General features: G+C 64.5%; 14 protein-coding genes and 1 pseudogene. 9 read left to right on the forward strand and 6 right to left on the reverse strand.

The features are described from left to right. Positions 1–3 precede the first annotated feature (3 nt). The 3 genes from NK214_RS15425 to NK214_RS15435 all read left to right on the forward strand — a co-directional run bounded on the left by NK214_RS15425 (position 4) and on the right by NK214_RS15435 (position 3130). Positions 4–648, forward strand: a complete 645-nt coding sequence (locus NK214_RS15425) for an NAD(P)-dependent oxidoreductase (protein WP_253314921.1) — start codon at positions 4–6, stop codon at positions 646–648. Positions 649–1113: 465 nt separating this feature from the next. Next, the gene (locus tag NK214_RS15430) at positions 1114–2514 is read left to right on the forward strand and encodes an L-serine ammonia-lyase (RefSeq protein ID WP_253314922.1); all 1401 of its coding nucleotides are present in this window, start codon (positions 1114–1116) and stop codon (positions 2512–2514) included. Positions 2515–2599: 85 nt separating this feature from the next. Next, the gene (locus tag NK214_RS15435; protein ID WP_253314923.1) at positions 2600–3130 is read left to right on the forward strand and encodes a GNAT family N-acetyltransferase; all 531 of its coding nucleotides are present in this window, start codon (positions 2600–2602) and stop codon (positions 3128–3130) included. Here NK214_RS15435 and NK214_RS15440 read toward each other — a convergent pair. The 3 genes from NK214_RS15440 to NK214_RS15450 all read right to left on the reverse strand — a co-directional run bounded on the left by NK214_RS15440 (position 3118) and on the right by NK214_RS15450 (position 5415). Next, a complete protein-coding gene (locus tag NK214_RS15440) occupies positions 3118–4290 on the reverse strand; it encodes an MFS transporter (protein ID WP_253314924.1) in 1173 nt (390 codons plus the stop codon). The two genes, NK214_RS15435 and NK214_RS15440, sit on opposite strands and share 13 nt — an antisense overlap. A 67-nt stretch (positions 4291–4357) precedes the next feature. Next, entirely contained in the window at positions 4358–4759 is a 402-nt protein-coding gene (locus NK214_RS15445; RefSeq protein WP_253314925.1) for an RNA-binding S4 domain-containing protein, read from the reverse strand. Next, on the reverse strand, positions 4759–5415 hold the full coding sequence (locus tag NK214_RS15450; RefSeq protein WP_253314926.1) for a fumarylacetoacetate hydrolase family protein: 657 nt from the start codon (positions 5413–5415) through the stop codon (positions 4759–4761). Before NK214_RS15450 ends, NK214_RS15445 begins: the two co-directional genes overlap by 1 nt. Positions 5416–5760: 345 nt before the next feature. Between NK214_RS15450 and NK214_RS15455 the strand changes: the two genes are divergently transcribed. Continuing rightward, a complete protein-coding gene (locus tag NK214_RS15455) occupies positions 5761–7458 on the forward strand; it encodes a PHA/PHB synthase family protein (RefSeq protein ID WP_371926275.1) in 1698 nt (565 codons plus the stop codon). A gap of 157 nt (positions 7459–7615) precedes the next feature. Continuing rightward, on the forward strand, positions 7616–8794 hold the full coding sequence (locus NK214_RS15460; protein WP_235088980.1) for an acetyl-CoA C-acetyltransferase: 1179 nt from the start codon (positions 7616–7618) through the stop codon (positions 8792–8794). A gap of 72 nt (positions 8795–8866) precedes the next feature. Here the strand turns inward: NK214_RS15460 and NK214_RS15465 are convergent, their stop codons facing one another. From NK214_RS15465 to NK214_RS15475, 3 genes are all read right to left on the reverse strand, one after another. Next, a complete protein-coding gene (locus NK214_RS15465; protein ID WP_253314927.1) occupies positions 8867–9232 on the reverse strand; it encodes a DOPA 4,5-dioxygenase family protein in 366 nt (121 codons plus the stop codon). Between the two features lie 299 nt (positions 9233–9531). Continuing rightward, complete coding sequence (locus NK214_RS15470) at positions 9532–9798, reverse strand: hypothetical protein (RefSeq protein WP_146176645.1); 267 nt, start codon at positions 9796–9798, stop codon at positions 9532–9534. Positions 9799–9805: 7 nt separating this feature from the next. Then, a complete protein-coding gene (locus NK214_RS15475) occupies positions 9806–10762 on the reverse strand; it encodes a LysR family transcriptional regulator (RefSeq protein WP_107799436.1) in 957 nt (318 codons plus the stop codon). 303 nt (positions 10763–11065) lie between these two features. On the opposite strand from NK214_RS15475, the gene NK214_RS15480 reads away from it, so the two are divergent. The 4 genes and pseudogenes from NK214_RS15480 to NK214_RS15495 all read left to right on the forward strand — a co-directional run bounded on the left by NK214_RS15480 (position 11066) and on the right by NK214_RS15495 (position 16942). Further along, positions 11066–12496 carry an amidase gene (locus NK214_RS15480; RefSeq protein WP_253314928.1) on the forward strand — a complete coding sequence of 477 codons (1431 nt, stop codon included), beginning with the start codon at positions 11066–11068 and terminating at the stop codon, positions 12494–12496. Then, positions 12486–14000, forward strand: coding sequence for an aldehyde dehydrogenase (locus NK214_RS15485; protein ID WP_253314929.1), 1515 nt, complete (start codon positions 12486–12488; stop codon positions 13998–14000). The genes NK214_RS15480 and NK214_RS15485 overlap by 11 nt, the downstream gene beginning before the upstream one ends. A 64-nt stretch (positions 14001–14064) precedes the next feature. Then, positions 14065–15438: pseudogene (locus NK214_RS15490) on the forward strand (aminotransferase class III-fold pyridoxal phosphate-dependent enzyme). Between the two features lie 121 nt (positions 15439–15559). Further along, positions 15560–16942: an APC family permease gene (locus NK214_RS15495; protein WP_253314930.1), complete on the forward strand. Its 1383-nt coding sequence runs from the start codon at positions 15560–15562 to the stop codon at positions 16940–16942. Positions 16943–16964 lie beyond the last annotated feature (22 nt).

Below are 16964 nucleotides of genomic sequence, written 5' to 3' on the forward strand. Positions count from 1 at the left end.
CCCATGAAAATCGCTCTGATCGGCGCCAGCGGCTTTGTCGGCTCGGCCATCTTGCAAGAACTGCTGGCCCGCAATCATCAAGTCAGCGCCATCGTCACCACTCTGTCCAAGCTGCCGCAACACCCGCAGCTGAGCGGCGTGGCCGCCGACGCCTACCAGGCCGGCCAGATCGCCGCCGCCGTGGCCGGCCACGACGCCGTGGTCAGCGCCTTCAATCCCGGCTGGGACAAGGCCGACATCCAGGCGCTGGCCGTCAAGGGCCACGACGCCATCGTCGCCGGCGTCAAGCAGGCGGGCGTCAAGCGCTTCCTGGAAGTGGGCGGCGCCGGCAGCCTGGAAGTGGCGCCCGGCGTGCAATTGGTGGACACCCCGGAATTCCCGGCGGAATGGAAGGAAGGCGCACTGGGCGTGCGCGAGGCGCTGCGCCGCCTGCGCGAAGAAACCGCGCTGGACTGGACCTTCGTCTCCCCGCCGGCCTTCCTCCACCCGGGCGAACGCAGCGGCAAATACCGGCTGGGCGGCGATCAGCTGCTGTTCAACGGCGACAAGCCGGCCGATATCAGCGTGGAAGACCTGGCCGTGGCCATCGTCGACGAACTGGAAAAACCGCAGCATCTGCGCCGCCGCTTCACCGCCGCCGCAGTCTAAGAACGTGTTTACGATCTCGCGAGCTAGGGCGAGGCAAGGCGAAAGCGGAGTGTACGCGTGGTACATGAGCATTTCGAAAGGGTACTCACCGTGTCACGTCTCACGACGCGCAGCAGATCGTAAACAGGTTCTAAGCTCCAAGCCCGGCTCGCCCGGGCTTTTTCACGCCCCATTCCCCTCCCCGGCCTGCCCCAAGGGCCTTCCGCCCGCCCGGTTCATGCCGTCCGAATGCGAAGCGGTTTCAACTCGTCGAATCCCCGACGCAACTTAGTCCTGACTCTATAATTCTAAATTGACAGCCGTCGCCGGCTTGTCTAGATTGCCCGGCTGCCGCAAGATGGCGAGGCGCAGGCCGGCCCTCGCGCCAAAGCCGTGCGAAACCATGACAACGACAATAATAAGGACGGTCCAGGCCGTCCGGACAACAACCCGCTTAGCGGGACACAGCCCTTAAAGAGAAGCATTATGGCCATCAGTGTTTTTGATTTGTTCAAGATAGGCATCGGCCCGTCCAGCTCCCACACGGTTGGACCGATGCGCGCCGCGCGCCAATTCATCGCCCGGCTGGAAAAAGACGAGTTGCTGGCTCAGACCGCCAGCGTGCGCGCCGAAATGTTCGGCTCGCTGGGCGCCACCGGCAAGGGCCACGGCACCGACGTCGCGGTCTTGCTGGGCCTGCAGGGCGAACAGCCCGACCTGGTGGACACCGACGCGGTGGACGGCATGCTGGCCGCCATCCGCGCCGACAAGTCCGTCGCCCTGCTGGGCAAGCAGACCGTGCCCTTCGTCGAAGGCGAACACCTGATTCTGCACAAGAAAAAAACCCTGCCCTACCACCCCAACGGCATGATTTTTGAAGCCTTCGACGCCAGCGGCGCCAGCCTGTCCAAGCGCGCTTATTACTCGGTGGGCGGCGGCTTTGTGGTTGATGAAGCCGCTATCGACGCCGGCTTCGTGCCGCCGGGCGTCACCGAGCTCAAGCACCCGTTCAAGAGCGCGGCGGAATTGCTGGCCTTGTGTCAGCGCCACGGCAAGTCCATCAGCCAGATCATGCTGGAGAACGAGCTGGCCTGGCGCAGCGAGGAACAAGTGCGCGCCGAGCTGCTGAAGATCTGGCAAGTGATGCAGGACTGCGTCAAGCGCGGCTGCGAGCGCGAAGGCATCCTGCCCGGCGGCATGAAGGTGAAGCGCCGCGCCGCCGACATGCACCGCAAGCTGCTGGCCTCGCCCGAGGCGGCGCTGCGCGACCCGCTGACGGTGATGGACTGGGTCAATCTGTACGCGCTGGCGGTGAACGAGGAAAACGCCGGCGGCGGCCGCGTGGTCACCGCGCCCACCAACGGCGCGGCCGGCATCATCCCGGCGGTGATGCACTATTACGCCCGCTTCGTGCCCGGCGCCAGCGACGACGGCATCGTGCGCTTCCTGCTCACCGCCGGCGCCATCGGCGTGCTGTTCAAGCTCAACGCCTCCATCTCCGGCGCCGAAGTGGGCTGCCAGGGCGAAGTGGGCTCGGCCTGCTCGATGGCCGCGGGCGCCTTGGCCGAAGTACTGGGCGGCACCCCGGAACAGGTGGAAAACGCCGCCGAGATCGGCATGGAGCACAATCTGGGCCTGACCTGCGATCCGGTGGGCGGCCTGGTGCAAGTGCCCTGCATCGAACGCAACGCCATGGCCTCGGTCAAGGCCATCAACGCGGCGCGCATGGCGCTGCGCGGCGACGGCCAGCACTTCGTGTCGCTGGACCGGGTGATCAAGACCATGCGCGACACCGGCATGGACATGAGCACCAAGTACAAGGAAACCGCGCGCGGCGGCCTGGCCATCAATGTCATCGAAGTGCCGGTGAATATTGTTGAGTGCTGAGCCGCAGGCCTGTTAGCATCAAAGCCGATGGCGCTAGCGCCGTCGGCTTTTTTTACGACCTCATCCCGCGAAATCCGAACCAGCCATGCATCACATCGCCACCGCCAGACTGCAACTGCGTCCGCTGCACGCCAGCGACGCCCCCTTCATGCTCAAGCTGCTGAACGAGCCGGCCTTCATCGCCAATATCGGCGACAAGGACGCCCACGATCTGCTCGGCGCGCTGCGCTATATCGAGGAAGGCCCGCAAACCAGCTATCGCAAGCACGGCCACGGCCTCTTGCTGGTGGAACGGCTCGACGACGGCGCTCCGGTCGGCATCTGCGGCCTGGTCAAGCGCGACGGCCTGGACTATCCGGACATCGGCTACGCCTTCCTGGAGCAATACTGGGGCTGCGGCTACGCCAGCGAAGCCGCGCTGGCCGCCATAGAACACGGCCGCGGGCAACTGGGCCACGCGGTGGTGGTGGGCATCACCGCGCCGCACAACCTGGCGTCCATCCGCGTGCTGGAGAAAATCGGCCTGCTTTATCAGGGCCGGATCGAGCTGCCCGGCATCGACGGCGACAGCTGTTACTTCGTGCCGCCGGCCCTGTTCAAAGATCAGCCCGCCTGAGCAGGTGCCGCCGGCCGCAGCCAGCGCCGGCACAGCAACACGCCCAGCGCGGCGGCGGCCGTCGACATCGCGAACGTCGTCGCCATGCCGCCGTGCGGCCACACCAGCCCGCCGATCAGGCCGCCGGCGCTGCCGCCGACGCCGAAGGAGGCGATGATGTACAGACCCTGGGCGCGGCCGTGGTGATGTGGGTCGAACATGCGGTGGATCAAGCCCACCGAGGCGGCGTGGTGCAGGCCGAAAGTCAGCGCGTGCAGCAGCTGCGCGCTTATCGCCACCCAGGCCAGCTCGGCCGCGGCGGCGATCAAGGCGAAACGCAGCGCCGCCGCCAATAGCGACGCCAGCATCAGCGTTTCCAAACGCGCGCGCGCCATGATCTTGGGCATCAGCAGGAATACCGCCACCTCGCTGACCACGCCCAGCCCCCACAGCATGCCGATCGCGCCTTGCTCATAACCCGCCTGCTTCAGGCCGATGGAGAAAAAAGTGTAGTAAGGGCCGTGGGCGAAGGCCATCAGGAAGCAGCAGCCGAACAAGGCCATCACCTCCGGCCGCCGCAGCGTGGCCGCTATCGGCGCCGACGGTCCGCTCTTGCGCTCGGCGGCCACTTCCGGCACCCGCCAGGCCGCCGCGGCCACCAGGGCCAGCAGCGCGCACAGCGCCCAGGGCAGATTGCCAATGCCGATGCCGTCCAGCAGCAGGCCGCCGCTCATCGCCAGACAGACGAAGCCTATCGAGCCCCAGACCCGCACCCGGCTGTAACGCCCCGGCTGCGCGCGCGTCAGGTGGGCGGTGCTGGCCTCCACCAGCGGCAGCGCCGCCGCCCAGAAGAAGTGGGACACCGCCAGGCTGACGAACACCCACCAGAAAGCGCGGTCCAGTCCCACCAGCAGGAAGGCCGCCGCCGACAACAGCGACGTCGTCAGAATGATGGCGCGCCGGCGGCCGCGGCGGTCCGCCAGCCAGCCCCAAAAGCCGGGCGCCACGATGCGCGCCAGCGTGGACAAGGCCATCAGCACCGAGATCTGCCAGGCGGAGAAGGACAGCGATTGCAGATAGAGCCCCCAGAACGGACTGAACAGGCCCTGGAAGGCGAAATAACTGAAATAGAACAGGCTGAACGGCAGCAGGGATACGGCGGGTGACGCGGAAGACGACATGATCTGAAGCTCGGCCCTTGACGGGTTTCTGGTTGAAAACGTAAAACGGCGCGCGGCAAGCGCGCGCTCAGAACTGCCCTTTGAACTTGCCGATCTCCCGCCGCGCCTTCTTGGTGGGACGACCCTCGCCGTGCGGGAAACTGGCGCGCTCCGCCTTCAACAGCAGCACCTGCTCTTCACGGGCGCGCTGAGAAGCCTCGTCCTCGCGGTAGAGCAGCCGCGCCTCCTGCGCCGGCCGGCGCTGGGTGCTCAGCGCCAGCACCTCGACGCGGTATTCCAGCTGATGGATGCGCATCACCAGCTGGTCCCCCTCCTTGACCACCCGCGACGCCTTGACCCGGTCGCCGTTGACCTGCACCCGCCCCAGCTCCAGCGCCTCGTGCGCCAGCTGCCGGGTCTTGAAGAAACGGGCGGCCCACAGCCATTTGTCGAGACGGACCTTGCCGTCGTCCTCGCCTGAGGCCGCCATCAGAGCACGCTCCATTCGGCGGCGGCCAGGCCCTCCAGCTTCAGGCTGAGCCGGTCGCCGGAACGCACCGCGGCCACGCCCTCCGGCGTGCCGGTATAAATCAGATCGCCGGCCTGCAGGCCGTAGATCCGCGACAGATAGGCGATGACGGCGGCCACCGGAAACAGCATCAGGCCGGTGTCGCCCTGCTGGCGCAGCTCGCCGTTGACGCGCAATTCGAAGCTCAGCCGCTGCGGATCGGCCACCTGCTCCGCCGGCGCCAAACGAGACAGGCAGGCGGCGGTGGGAAAGCCCTTGGCCTTGGTCCAGGGCTGCCCCTTGCTCTTGGCCGCCGATTGCACGTCGCGCGCCGTCATGTCCAGACCGATGCCGTAGCCGGCCACATGGCCGAGCGCTTCGGACTCCGCAATGTCGCGGCCGCCCTTGCCTATCAGCAGCACCAGTTCGCACTCATGGTGAACGTCGCGGGAATAGTCGGGCAAACGCAGGAGCTCGCCCTCTCCGGCCAGCGCCGACGTCGGTTTCAGGAACACCAGCGGCTCGTCCTCCAGCGGGTTGTTCAATTCCGCCGCGTGGGCGGCGTAATTGCGCCCGATGCAGAAGATATTGCCCACCGCGACCTCTTGATCGCCCAAGCGCGCCTTGAATGCCGTCATGACCATCCTTTCCCGTTCTGTTCAACGCCAAGCTTACCAGCTCGCGATTATCCCATAATTTCCACCCCCCCGGCATGCCAGGCCGAAAGGACAGCTAGGCAGATTGTGCACTGCGGCAACAAGATGCGGCTTTCGACGCGCCTTATCGTCCTCCTCCCGGTGAAAATGTCATGCAACCCTGTTACAGTCATGGCGTACCTTGCGACCGCACACTTTGTTACACGGTCCAATGCAGGAAAGCTTCGATAACGCTTCGGCACGTTTCAGGAGACAGCTTTGACCCAAGAAAGTACAAACCCGCTGGATAGTTTCTTCGCCAGCCTATCCGAGGCCAACCAACAATGGATGCAGCAGTTCGTCAACAACCTGCCGCTGCCGCCGCAACCTGGAAATGCTGAACTGCCGCTGGCCAACGCCTGGGGCGCCATGCTCAGCAACGCCGGCCAGCTGTTCGCCTGGCAAAGCAGCTTGTATCAGCAGCAGATGAATCTGTGGTCGCAATTCCTGGGCCAGGCGCCCGCCAACGGCGACGCCTCGGCGAAAAAGGGCGATCGCCGCTTCGCCTCGCCGGAATGGGATGAACACCCGTTCTACCATTTCCTCAAGCAAGGCTATCTGCTCACCAGCAAATGGATGACCGAGCTGGTGGACAACGCCCAGCTGGAGGAAGAAGCCAAGGACAAGCTGGCCTTCGCCACCCGCCAATACCTGGACGCGGTCTCCCCCAGCAACTTCATGCTGACCAACCCGGACGTGATGAAACGGGCAATAGAGACCAAGGGCGAAAGCCTGGTCGACGGCATGAAGAACATGCTGGAGGATTTCCAGAAGGGCCATATCTCGATGTCGGACGAGAGCCAGTTCGAGATCGGCAAGAACATCGTGGTCACCCCGGGCGAGGTGGTGTTCCGCAATGAATTGATCGAACTGATCCAGTACACCCCCACCACCGGCCAGGTCTATGAAAAACCGCTGCTGATCGTGCCGCCCTGCATCAACAAGTACTACCTGATGGATTTGCAGCCGGACAACTCCATGGTCCGTCACTTCGTCGCCCAGGGTTACCGCGTGTTCCTGATCAGCTGGCGCTCGGCGGAACCGGAGATGAAGCATTTCACCTGGGAAAGCTATATCGAGAAAGGCGTGATCGCCGCGGCGGAAACCGTGCGCAAGATCAGCAAGCAGGACAGCATGAACGCGCTGGGCTTCTGTGTCGGCGGCGTGATCCTGACCACCACCCAGTGCGTGCTGCAGGCGCGCGGACTCAAATACTTCGACTCCACCACCTTCATGACCTCGCTGATAGATCACGCCGAGCCGGGCGAGATCTCCTACTTCATCGACGAGAACCTGGTGGCCAGCCGCGAAGCCAAGATCGCCGCCGGCGGCATCATCAGCGGCAAGGAGATAGGCCGCACCTTCGCCAGCCTGCGCGCCAACGATCTGGTGTGGAACTACGTGGTCAACAACTATCTGCTGGGCAAGACGCCGGCGCCGTTCGACCTGCTCTACTGGAACAACGACGCGGTGGACCTGCCGCTGCCGATGCACACCTTCATGCTGCGCCAGTTCTACATGAACAACGCGCTGACCAAGCCGGGTTCCATCACCCTGTGCGGCGTGCCCATCGACGTTTCCAAGATCGACATCCCTGTCTACATCTTCGCCGCGCGCGAAGATCACATCGTGTTGTGGAGCTCCGCCTACTCCGGCATCCACTACCTGACCGGCGCGCCGTCGCGGCGCTTCGTGCTGGGCGCCTCCGGCCATATCGCCGGTTCGATCAACCCGGTGACCAAGGACAAGCGCAATTACTGGGTCAACGACGCCCAGCCCCAGCACGCGGACGCCTGGCTGGAAACCGCGGAAAGCCGCCCCGGCAGCTGGTGGAAGGACTGGGACGCCTGGCTGGCCCCTCAATCCGGCAAGAAAGTCGCCGCGCCCAAGAGCCTGGGCAGCAAAGACTTCCCGCCGCTGCAAGCGGCGCCGGGCAGCTATGTGCTGGCCAAGGCCATGCCCAGCGTGGTGGCCAGCCTGCAATAAGAACCTGTTTACGATCTGCTGCGCGTCGGCGGGATGGATAGACATGGGCGTTGAAAGCCGCTTCGCAACGCTTTAGCGGCCTTCCCGCCCCGCCGCCGGCGCGCCGGCCGACACACCGACCTTCGCGGTCACATTGAAGAGAGAGACGGAGAAAAACATGGAAGTCGTGATTGTCGCAGCAACCCGCACCGCCATCGGCAGTTTCGGCGGCGCGCTGGCCAAGATCCCGGCCCCGGAACTGGGCGCCACCGTCATCAAATCCCTGCTGGCCAAAACCGGCCTGAAACCGGAAGACGTCAGCGAAGTCATTCTCGGCCAGGTGCTGACCGCCGGCAGCGGCCAGAACCCGGCGCGCCAGGCGCTGATCAAGGCCGGCCTGCCGGTCACCACCCCGGCCACCACCCTCAACGTGGTCTGCGGCTCCGGCCTGCGCGCCGTGCACCTGGGCGCCCAGGCCATCGCCAACGGCGACGCCGACATCGTCATCGCCGGCGGCCAGGAAAGCATGTCCCTGTCGCCGCACATCCTGCCCGGCTCGCGCGACGGCTTCCGCATGGGCAACGCCCAGCTGATCGACACCATGGTCAACGATGGCCTGACCGACGCCTACAACGCCTACCACATGGGCATCACCGCTGAAAACGTGGCGGAAAAGTACGGCATCGGCCGCGAAGAGCAGGACGCGCTGGCGCTGGCCTCGCAGCAACGCGCCGCCGCCGCTCAGAAAGCCGGCAAGTTCAAGGACGAAATCACCCCGGTGCTGGTGCCGCAGCGCAAGGGCGATCCGCTGGCCTTCGACAGCGACGAGTTCATCAAGCACGACGCCAGCGCCGAAGGCCTGGCCAAGCTGCGCGCCGCCTTCAAGAAGGAAGGCACCGTCACCGCCGGCAACGCTTCCGGCATCAATGACGGCGCCGCCGCGGTGCTGCTGATGTCGGCCCAGAAGGCGGACCAGCTGGGCTTGAAGCCGCTGGCCGCGATCAAGGGCTACGCGCTGACCGGCTGCGCGCCGGAAATCATGGGCATAGGCCCGGTGGCCGCCACCCGCAAGGCGCTGGACAAGGCCGGCTGGACCGTGGAGGAGCTGGATCTGGTGGAAGCCAACGAAGCCTTCGCCGCCCAGGCGCTGGGCGTGGCGCGCGAACTGGGCTGGGGCCCGGACAAGGTCAACGTCAACGGCGGCGCCATCGCGCTGGGCCACCCGATCGGCGCTTCCGGCTGCCGCGTGCTGGTCACCCTGCTGCATGAAATGCAGCGCCGCGACGCCAAGAAGGGCCTGGCCACGCTGTGCATAGGCGGCGGCATGGGCGTGGCGCTGGCGGTGGAACGGCGCTAAAACCGGTACCCGTCAATCACAAAACCCACCGGCTCCGGCCGGTGGGTTTTGTTTTGGCCGCGCCCGCCGCGGCTAGCCCGAGCGCCCGTTGTCGCCGTGCTGGCGCAGAAAGTCCATGTTCAACTCCAGCGGCGCGCCCAGCCACATGGCGAAGTCGCTGTGGTCCTCGACATCGTCGCCGGTCAGCGGATGCAGCAGCACGCTCAGCCCTTCCCGGTTCAGCATCAGCCACGGTACGATCTCGCCGAACAAGGCCGGCGCGAAGGCGATCTGATACGCGCCCACCGGGTGCGGCCCGTAAGCCTGCTCTCGCCAGCGCCCCAACTCCACGGCAAAGCGCTGCGCCACCGCCTCGCGCAGCCGCCGCGCCGCGGCTTGCTGCGCCGCGTCGAAATACACATGGGCGTGATAGCCCGTCGCCTCGATGACCTGTTGCATCGCCTGTCCCCCGCCCCCGCCGCGTTCACGGCGGCTGGCCCCGAATAAAGCCGGTAAAGCTATCGTCTCCGCCGAAAAAAATCAACAAGCATATTTTGGCGGCGCGCGCCTGCCCTTGATCCGCAAGCAATCCGCGCCAAACAAAAACCTCCTGGCCGCAAAGGCAGGAGGTTTGGGCGATTGGCCGGCCCGCTGGCCGGCGTAGACGGTCGGATGGACCGTGAAGGGAAACAGCGCACGGATCAAAACCAGCGAGGCGCTCAGCACATCAAGGCAGCCGCATCGCCGCGGCGCTCGCCTTAGTGAGGGACAATGATGGGCGCCCCGTCCGGCCCATGCTTCTTCTGATGTTTGGCCGCCCGCTTCTCCTTGGGCGTCATCAACGGCTGTTTTTTGGCTTCCTTGCTGCTGTGTCTTGATTTACTCATGATCAGCTCCTTGGCGTGCATCGGCGGTGCCAATGCCGGCTCCAGTATAGACCTCATCCGGGCTTGCCATGGCGATAAAATACCCATCCGGGCGTCAAGGCCAGAGCGGCGGTTCCAATCGTCTTTTAAATGGTTCAATCAATACTTACACCTGAAACAAAGTCGCCGCCAAGGCCGGGATCGCCACGGCGAAACCCTCTGGCCCCAGTTGGCGAAAATGCTGCTGCGTCGCGCTAATAAAATCCTGGATGAAAGCGGGTTTTTCCCGACCATGTTTATCCTGCACGATCAGCGTGGGCGCGGGGCTGAAATCGGAGAACGGTCTTCGTATCAACGCCGGTCCGTCCCGAGTGGCGCTGCCGGACGGGCACATATTCAGGATGGAACAGCCGAATCCCGCGGAAACCGCCGCGCGCACGGTTTCATAAGAGCGCGTCCTGAAGCGCACATGAGGCTGACAAGGCGATATCGCGAACAAGGCCAGCAAATACGCCGCCGTCTGCGGCAAATCCAGCAATACCAGCGGCCGCAGCGCTAAATCCGCCAAGGAGACCGACTCTTGTTCCGCCAGCGGGTCTTGTCTCGACAGCAAGGCATGACAGGGCACTTTGCAGATACGGCTGACCTCCTCGTCCAAGTGAAAGCCGATATCGTAGGTCACGATCAAATCCACCTCGTCGGCCGCCAGCCAGCCGCGCAATTGCGACTGATCTCCTTCCCGCAGCTGGATGTCGACTTCGCCCTGGCCCTGTATATAGCGCTTCAGCACATCCGGCATGAATAAAGCGCCAAACGGCTCAAAACAGCCAATCCGCAATTGCACGGCGCCCGGCCGCGTCAGATTGGCGATGCTGCGATTAAACGTCGACTTCGCCTCCAACATATCCTGCGCCGCCAGCATGAATTGCTTGCCCGCCGGGGTGATTTTTACGCCTCGCGCCGGGCGGCGTTCAAAAATCCGAAATCCGATTTGGTGTTCCACATGAATGATGGCGCTCAACAAGGCGGACTTGGAAATCGGTATCGACTCCGCCGCCGCCGCGATGCTGCCCGTCAACGCCACCTCATAGACATAACGGATTTGTCTAATCGAAATATTCATGGCCCCGCCCCCTCGCCGGCATTGAGCAGCTTGTTAAAAGTCCGCCGCGCTTCAGCGATACGGCCTTGAAAACAGCTTCAGAATGCTCATGCACCGTATGACCATTCCGCTTCTTCAGCCGCAACGCCTTGTCTCGCTCTCGCTCGCAAGACTTTGAACAGGCTCTTACACATAAAAACAGCGCAACTTGCCGCGAAAAATGCGTTTTTCCGCGCCGCCTCGTTTGCTTACCATCATCGCCAGGCAACACCACCGCCCAGTCATGCCATTGCGGCCACGCCGCTCCTTACCTTGGAGCTGAGTATGTCATCTATTTCTACAAATCCACTGGCGGACGCGTCCCCGCTCTGCCGGCTGAACGTGCAAACCATGACCGCCCGCTACGCCGCGGCAAGCCTTTCTCCGCTTGAAGTCGCGGACGCGGCGCTGGCCAGGGCCTCGGCGGTCCAAGACCGATACAACGCCTTCGCTTCCATCGACCGCGCCGGCGCGCTCGCCGCCGCCGCCGCGGCCGATGAGCGTTGGCGGCGGGGCCGTCCCTTGTCGCCCATCGATGGCGTGCCGGTCACGATCAAGGACATCGTCCAGGTGCAAGGCTGGAGCGTGCGCTATGGCAGCCACAGCAGCAGCGCGGCGGTTTGCGACCGCGACGCGCCGTCGGTGGCTCGCTTGCGCGCCGCCGGCGCCGTCTTGCTGGGCATGACGACAACGCCGGAATTCGGCTGGAAAGCCGTCACCGATAATCCGCTGCATGGGATTACGCGCAATCCTTGGCGACCTGAGCTGACGCCGGGCGGCTCTTCCGGCGGCGCGGCGGCGGCGGCGGCCGCCGGCGCGGGCGTATTGCACCTGGGAACGGACGGCGGCGGGTCCATTCGCATCCCGGCGGCCTTCTGCGGCCTGGTCGGACACAAGCCGAGCTTTGGCCGGGTGCCCGCCTATCCCGGCAGCGCCTTCGGCACCCTGGCGCATCTTGGTCCGATCGCGCGCTGCGTCGGCGACGTCAGCGCCATGCTGGACGCGATGAGCGGCCGCGACCTGCGCGACTGGCATCAGCCCATCGGCAACCCGCCCTCCTTCCCGCCCCTGGCGCTCAGCCGGGCCAGGGTGGCTTACTGGTCCACCCCGGCCTGCGGCCAGCTGCGGCCGGAAGTGGCCGCGGTCATGGAACAGGCCTTGAATCTGCTGCGCTCCTTGGGGGTGGAGATCCAGCCATTCGAGCTCCCCGATATCGATCTGCTCGATGTTTTCCAAAAGCACTGGTTCAGCGGCGCGGCCAACCGGCTGTCCAGGGTGGCGCCGGCCCTGCGCGGACAACTGGACCCGGGCTTTGTCGAGATAGCCGAACGCGGCCTGGCCCTGAGCGCGGCGGACTTGGTCGCGGCTCAGACCCGGCGCGCCGAGTTTGGCGCCTTCATGGACCAAACGATGAGCCGGTTCGATCTGCTGCTGGCGCCGGCCACTCCCTTGGCGGCCTTCCCCATCGCCTCGCGACAGCCGGCCGGCGATGGCGCGGCCTGGACGGAGTGGGCGGGCTTCAGCTTCCCGCTCAATCTGAGCCAGCATCCCGCCTGCGTCGTCCCCTGCGGCCTGACTCCGGACGGCAGACCGCTTGGGCTGCAATTCATCGGCGCGCGCGGGGCGGACCGGCAATTGCTGTCGCTGGCCGGCCAGTTTGAAGCGCTGGGCGCCTTTCCTCATTTATTAGACTCAGGAGCCGACGATGAGCGCTGAACCCCTATCCGCCGCCGACTGGCGCGCCCTGGCCAAGGAGCCGCCCTTGGAGCTGGGACTGTTCATTGACGGGGACTTTCACCAGGCGCGTTCCGGCCGGCGCTTCGCCAGCGTCAATCCCAGCAATGACGAAATCCTGGCCGAGCTGCCCAGCGCCGATAGCCAGGATGTGGATCTCGCCGTCAATTCCGCGCGGCGCGCGTTTCAATCCGGCGCCTGGTCCAGACGGCCGCCGCGCGAGCGTATGGCCGTGCTCAATCGGCTCGCCGATTTGATCGAACGACATCAGCGCACCTTCGCCTTGCTGGACTGCCTGGACATGGGCAAGCCGATCAGCGAGATGCTGACGGTGGACCTGCCCCTGAGCGTGCAATGCCTGCGCTTTACCGCGGAATCCATCGACAAGGTGCAGGGCACGGTGGGCGCAACCGCCCACCACATCCATAGCTTTGTGCTGCGTCAGCCCTTGGGCGTGGTGGCCTGCGTGGTGCCCTGGAATTACCCCCTGCTGATGAGCTGCTGGAAGATCGCGCCCGCGCTGGCGGCCGGCAACTCGGTGGTGCTCAAGCCGGCGGAGGAGTCTCCGCTCAGCGCTTTATGGCTGGCCAAGCTCTTCGTCGAGGCCGGCGGCCCGCCCGGGGTATTCAATGTGCTGACCGGCGACGGGCCTGGCTGCGGCCGGCCGCTGGCCTTGCATCGGGATGTCGACAAGATCGCCTTCACCGGTTCGGTGGAAGTGGGCAAGCTGATGCTGGGCTACGCGGGCCAGTCCAATATGAAGCAACTGTCCTTGGAGTGCGGCGGCAAGTCCCCCCATGTGATTCTGGCCGATGTCCAGGACCTGGAGGCCGCCGCGCGCTGGGCGGCCATGGGCGTATTCGGCAATCAAGGCCAGGTATGCTGCGCCGGCTCCCGCCTGTTGGTGGAGCAAAGCATTCTTCCCGATTTCCTCGACGCCTTCCTAAGCGCCGCGCGCAGCCATCACCTCCCGGGAGACCCGCTGGACCCGGCCACCAGCATGGGCCCGCTGGTGAGCCGCGGTCAGCAGCGGCGCGTGCTGGATTACATCGCGCTGGGCCGGCAAGCCGGCGCGCAATGCCTGTTGGGCGGCGACGCTCCGCGCCACCTGGAACACGGCGCCTACGTCAACCCCACGGTGTTCGCCGGCGTGGACAACGGCATGCGCATCGCGCGGGAAGAGATCTTTGGCCCGGTGGCCTGCGTGATGCCGGTATCCGGCTTGGACCAGGCCATCGCCATCGCCAATGACAGCCGCTTTGGCCTGGCGGCGGGCATCTGGACCCAAAACCTCAACCACGCGCATCGCTTCGCGCGCGAGGTCGAAGCCGGCATGGTCTACGTCAACAGCTATATGGACGGCGATATGCAACTGCCGTTCGGCGGCTGGAAAGAGTCCGGCAATGGCCGCGACAAATGCTTTGACGCGTTGCTGGCCTACACCCAGACCAAGGGGGTGTGGATGACGCTGAATCAGGAGCAGTAGAACAGCAGAACGCCGGCCATCGAAACCAACCGGCGCCGCATCGTAAAACCGAGGAGAGAACATCATGAGCAGCACGGCCAATCGCCATCCCACCGGCCATCTCTTGTACCCCTTCGCCAATGCCAGCCATATTGCCGCGCATCCGCCGTTGCGGATCGATCGCGCTTCGGGTTGCCATGTCTTCGATCAAACCGGGAAACGCTATCTTGATGGGCAAGGCGGCTTGTGGAATGTGAACGTCGGGCACGACCATCCGGAAATCAAGGAGGCGATCACCCAACAATTGAACCAGCTGGGTTTTTATTCGATTTTTGGCGGCACCACCACGCAGCCTGCCCAGGCGCTGGCCGAACGCTTATGCCGGATGACGGAGCCGGAAGGCATGAGCGCCGCCTTTTTCTCCTCCGGCGGCTCGGAAGCCAATGAGGCGGCGTTTAAGCTGGCCCGCCAGTACTGGCGGCAAAGCGGCGAGCCGGAGCGCCATAAAATCATCTCGCTGAAGCAGGCTTACCACGGCGTCACCCTGGGAGCCTTGTCGGCGAACGGCAGCACCGCTTATCGCCAGGCTTACGAGCCCTTGCTGGCGGGCTTCAGCCAAGTGGACACCCCCCATCTATACCGCAACCCCTACACCGACGATTCAGACACCCTAGGCCGCTTATGCGCGCAATTGCTGGAGCGGGAAATCCTGCATCAGGGCCCCGGCAGCGTGGCGGCCTTCATTGCCGAACCGGTGCAAGGCGCCGGCGGCGTCATCGTCCCGCCCGCCAATTAGTGGCCCTTGGTGCGCGAGGTGTGCGACCGCCATCGCGTGCTCCTGATCGCGGACGAAGTGGTCACCGGTTTCGGCCGCATTGGCAAGCTGTTCGGCAGCCGGCATTGGGGAGTGAAACCGGACATCATGGTATTCGCCAAAGGGATTAACAGCGGCTACATCCCGCTGGGCGCGACTTTGATCAACCAGCGGGTGGAGTCCGCCTTTCACTCCAGCGACGCCCGCCAGTTCAGCCCAACCGCCTTCTATCACGGCAACACCTATGCCGGCCATCCGCTGGCCTGCGCGGCGGCGCTGGCTAATCTGGAGATCATCGAAAGGGACAAGCTGACGGCAAACGCGGCCAAGGTGGGCGGTCATTTATTGCAGCGCCTGACAAGGATAAAGAGCACGCATCCCCATATGGGCGATGTCCGCGGCCTGGGCCTGATGATAGGCGTGGAACTGGTGGCCGACCCCGTCGGCAAACAGCCTTTTGATCTGGATCTGGGCTTCGGCGCCTATATCTCCGACTACTGCCGTCAACATGGGGTGTTGATACGCAATCTGGCGGACACCTTCATCATTTCGCCGCCGTTGACGCTTAGCCTGGAGCAGGCCGACCTCATCGCGGACACTTTCGAGCAAGCCGTCGAGGCCGCGGAGAAAGCCTTGCTACGATAAGCGCCATGGATAGCAAGCGGCTTGAATCGACAACAATAGCCGGTCCCAAGAGACGGTTAACGACGCGCAGCGGACTTTGGACAGGCGCCAAAGCGCTGGCCGACAATAGAGGAGCATCATGATGCCAGGATCCCCCCCGTTCCCCATGACGGCGCCCGCGCAGCCCCTGCCCTACGCCGGATCGCTGCGCCGAGTCTTATCGCTGCCGGCGCTGACCTTGTTTGGCCTGGTCTATATGGTGCCCTTGACCGTATTCACCACCTATGGCGTGGTCACTCAAGTCACCGGCGGCCGCACCGCTTTGGCTTATCTGCTCACCTTGCTGTCCATTTTTTTCACCGCGCTGTCTTACAGCCGCATGGTCGGCCGTTACCCGGTTGCAGGCTCGGCCTATTCTTACGCCCGTAAAAGCTTTGGTCCGATGGCGGGCTTTCTGGCCGGCTGGTCTTTATTGCTCGATTACCTGTTCTTACCGATGATCAATTATCTGGTGATCGGCATCTACCTGCATCAAAGCTTTCCTCAAGTGCCGGCCTGGGGCTTTATCGTGACCATGATCGCGCTGGTCACGGTGTTTAATGTGCTGGGCATTCAATCGGTGTCGCGTTTCGGCAATGTGCTGGTGGCCGCTCAACTCGTCTTTGTTCTGGTGTTTGTCGCGCTGGCCGCCCGGCAGATCATGACTCAGAGCAGCGTGGATCTGCTGGCCCCCTGGCAGGGGGACGGCAGCGCCATCGGCATGGCTCCGGTGCTGGCCGGCGCGGCCATTCTGTGTTTGTCCTTTCTGGGCTTTGACGCGGTGTCCACTTTGGCGGAAGAGGCGCGGGAACCGCACCGCGACATCCCGCGGGCCATCATCATCACGACGATAGCAGCGGGACTGCTGTTCATCCTGCTGGCGGCCATCAGCCAGCTGGCTTTCCCCGGCAGCCGGTTCCAGCATGCGGACTCCGCCGCCAATGAGGTGATGCAGCGCATCGCCGGCCCCTATTTCGTCAGTTTTTTCACCGCCAGCTATGTGGCCGGCGCTTTTGGATCGGCGCTGGCCTCCCAAGCCTCGGTCTCGCGCATTCTGTACAGCATGGGCAGGGATCGCGTCTTGCCGCACCGGGTCTTCGCCGGCCTGTCGCAACGCTTCAACACCCCGATCTGGTCGATACTGGTGGTATCCCTTTGTTCCCTGCTGGCGCTGGTGATGGATTTGGCCACCCTGGCCTCCCTGATCAGTTTCGGCGCGCTGGTGGCGTTCTCGGTAGTGAATCTGGCGGTGATCAAAACCTATCTGCTGGACGGCAAGCCGCATCCGTTCAGCGCCTGGCTGCGTTATGGCTTGCCTGCGGCGATTGGATTTGCCCTGACGCTATGGCTATGGACCAGCCTATCGGCGCTCACCCTGCAAATCGGCCTGGCCTGGCTGGCCGCGGGCATGGCGTATTTGCTGTGCCTGACGCGCGGCCTGCGCAAAGCCGTGCCCACGGTTCAATTCGACGACAGCGGGTCTTGAACGGGGGCGGGCGTCCGACACC

This window comes from Chromobacterium sp. S0633, from assembly GCF_024158805.1.
In the GTDB taxonomy this organism is placed as follows: domain Bacteria; phylum Pseudomonadota; class Gammaproteobacteria; order Burkholderiales; family Chromobacteriaceae; genus Chromobacterium.

Excerpts from the sequence above, each read along its gene's own strand:
- NK214_RS15425 (WP_253314921.1), top strand. The coding sequence starts at position 4 with ATGAAAATCGCTCTGATCGGCGCCAGCGGCTTTGTCGGCTCGGCCATC.
- NK214_RS15430 (WP_253314922.1), top strand. The coding sequence starts at position 1,114 with ATGGCCATCAGTGTTTTTGATTTGTTCAAGATAGGCATCGGCCCGTCC.
- NK214_RS15435 (WP_253314923.1), top strand. The coding sequence starts at position 2,600 with ATGCATCACATCGCCACCGCCAGACTGCAACTGCGTCCGCTGCACGCC.
- NK214_RS15440 (WP_253314924.1), bottom strand. The coding sequence starts at position 4,290 with ATGTCGTCTTCCGCGTCACCCGCCGTATCCCTGCTGCCGTTCAGCCTG.
- NK214_RS15445 (WP_253314925.1), bottom strand. The coding sequence starts at position 4,759 with ATGGCGGCCTCAGGCGAGGACGACGGCAAGGTCCGTCTCGACAAATGG.
- NK214_RS15450 (WP_253314926.1), bottom strand. The coding sequence starts at position 5,415 with ATGACGGCATTCAAGGCGCGCTTGGGCGATCAAGAGGTCGCGGTGGGC.
- NK214_RS15455 (WP_371926275.1), top strand. The coding sequence starts at position 5,761 with ATGCAGCAGTTCGTCAACAACCTGCCGCTGCCGCCGCAACCTGGAAAT.
- NK214_RS15460 (WP_235088980.1), top strand. The coding sequence starts at position 7,616 with ATGGAAGTCGTGATTGTCGCAGCAACCCGCACCGCCATCGGCAGTTTC.
- NK214_RS15465 (WP_253314927.1), bottom strand. The coding sequence starts at position 9,232 with ATGCAACAGGTCATCGAGGCGACGGGCTATCACGCCCATGTGTATTTC.
- NK214_RS15475 (WP_107799436.1), bottom strand. The coding sequence starts at position 10,762 with ATGAATATTTCGATTAGACAAATCCGTTATGTCTATGAGGTGGCGTTG.
- NK214_RS15480 (WP_253314928.1), top strand. The coding sequence starts at position 11,066 with ATGTCATCTATTTCTACAAATCCACTGGCGGACGCGTCCCCGCTCTGC.
- NK214_RS15485 (WP_253314929.1), top strand. The coding sequence starts at position 12,486 with ATGAGCGCTGAACCCCTATCCGCCGCCGACTGGCGCGCCCTGGCCAAG.
- NK214_RS15495 (WP_253314930.1), top strand. The coding sequence starts at position 15,560 with ATGCCAGGATCCCCCCCGTTCCCCATGACGGCGCCCGCGCAGCCCCTG.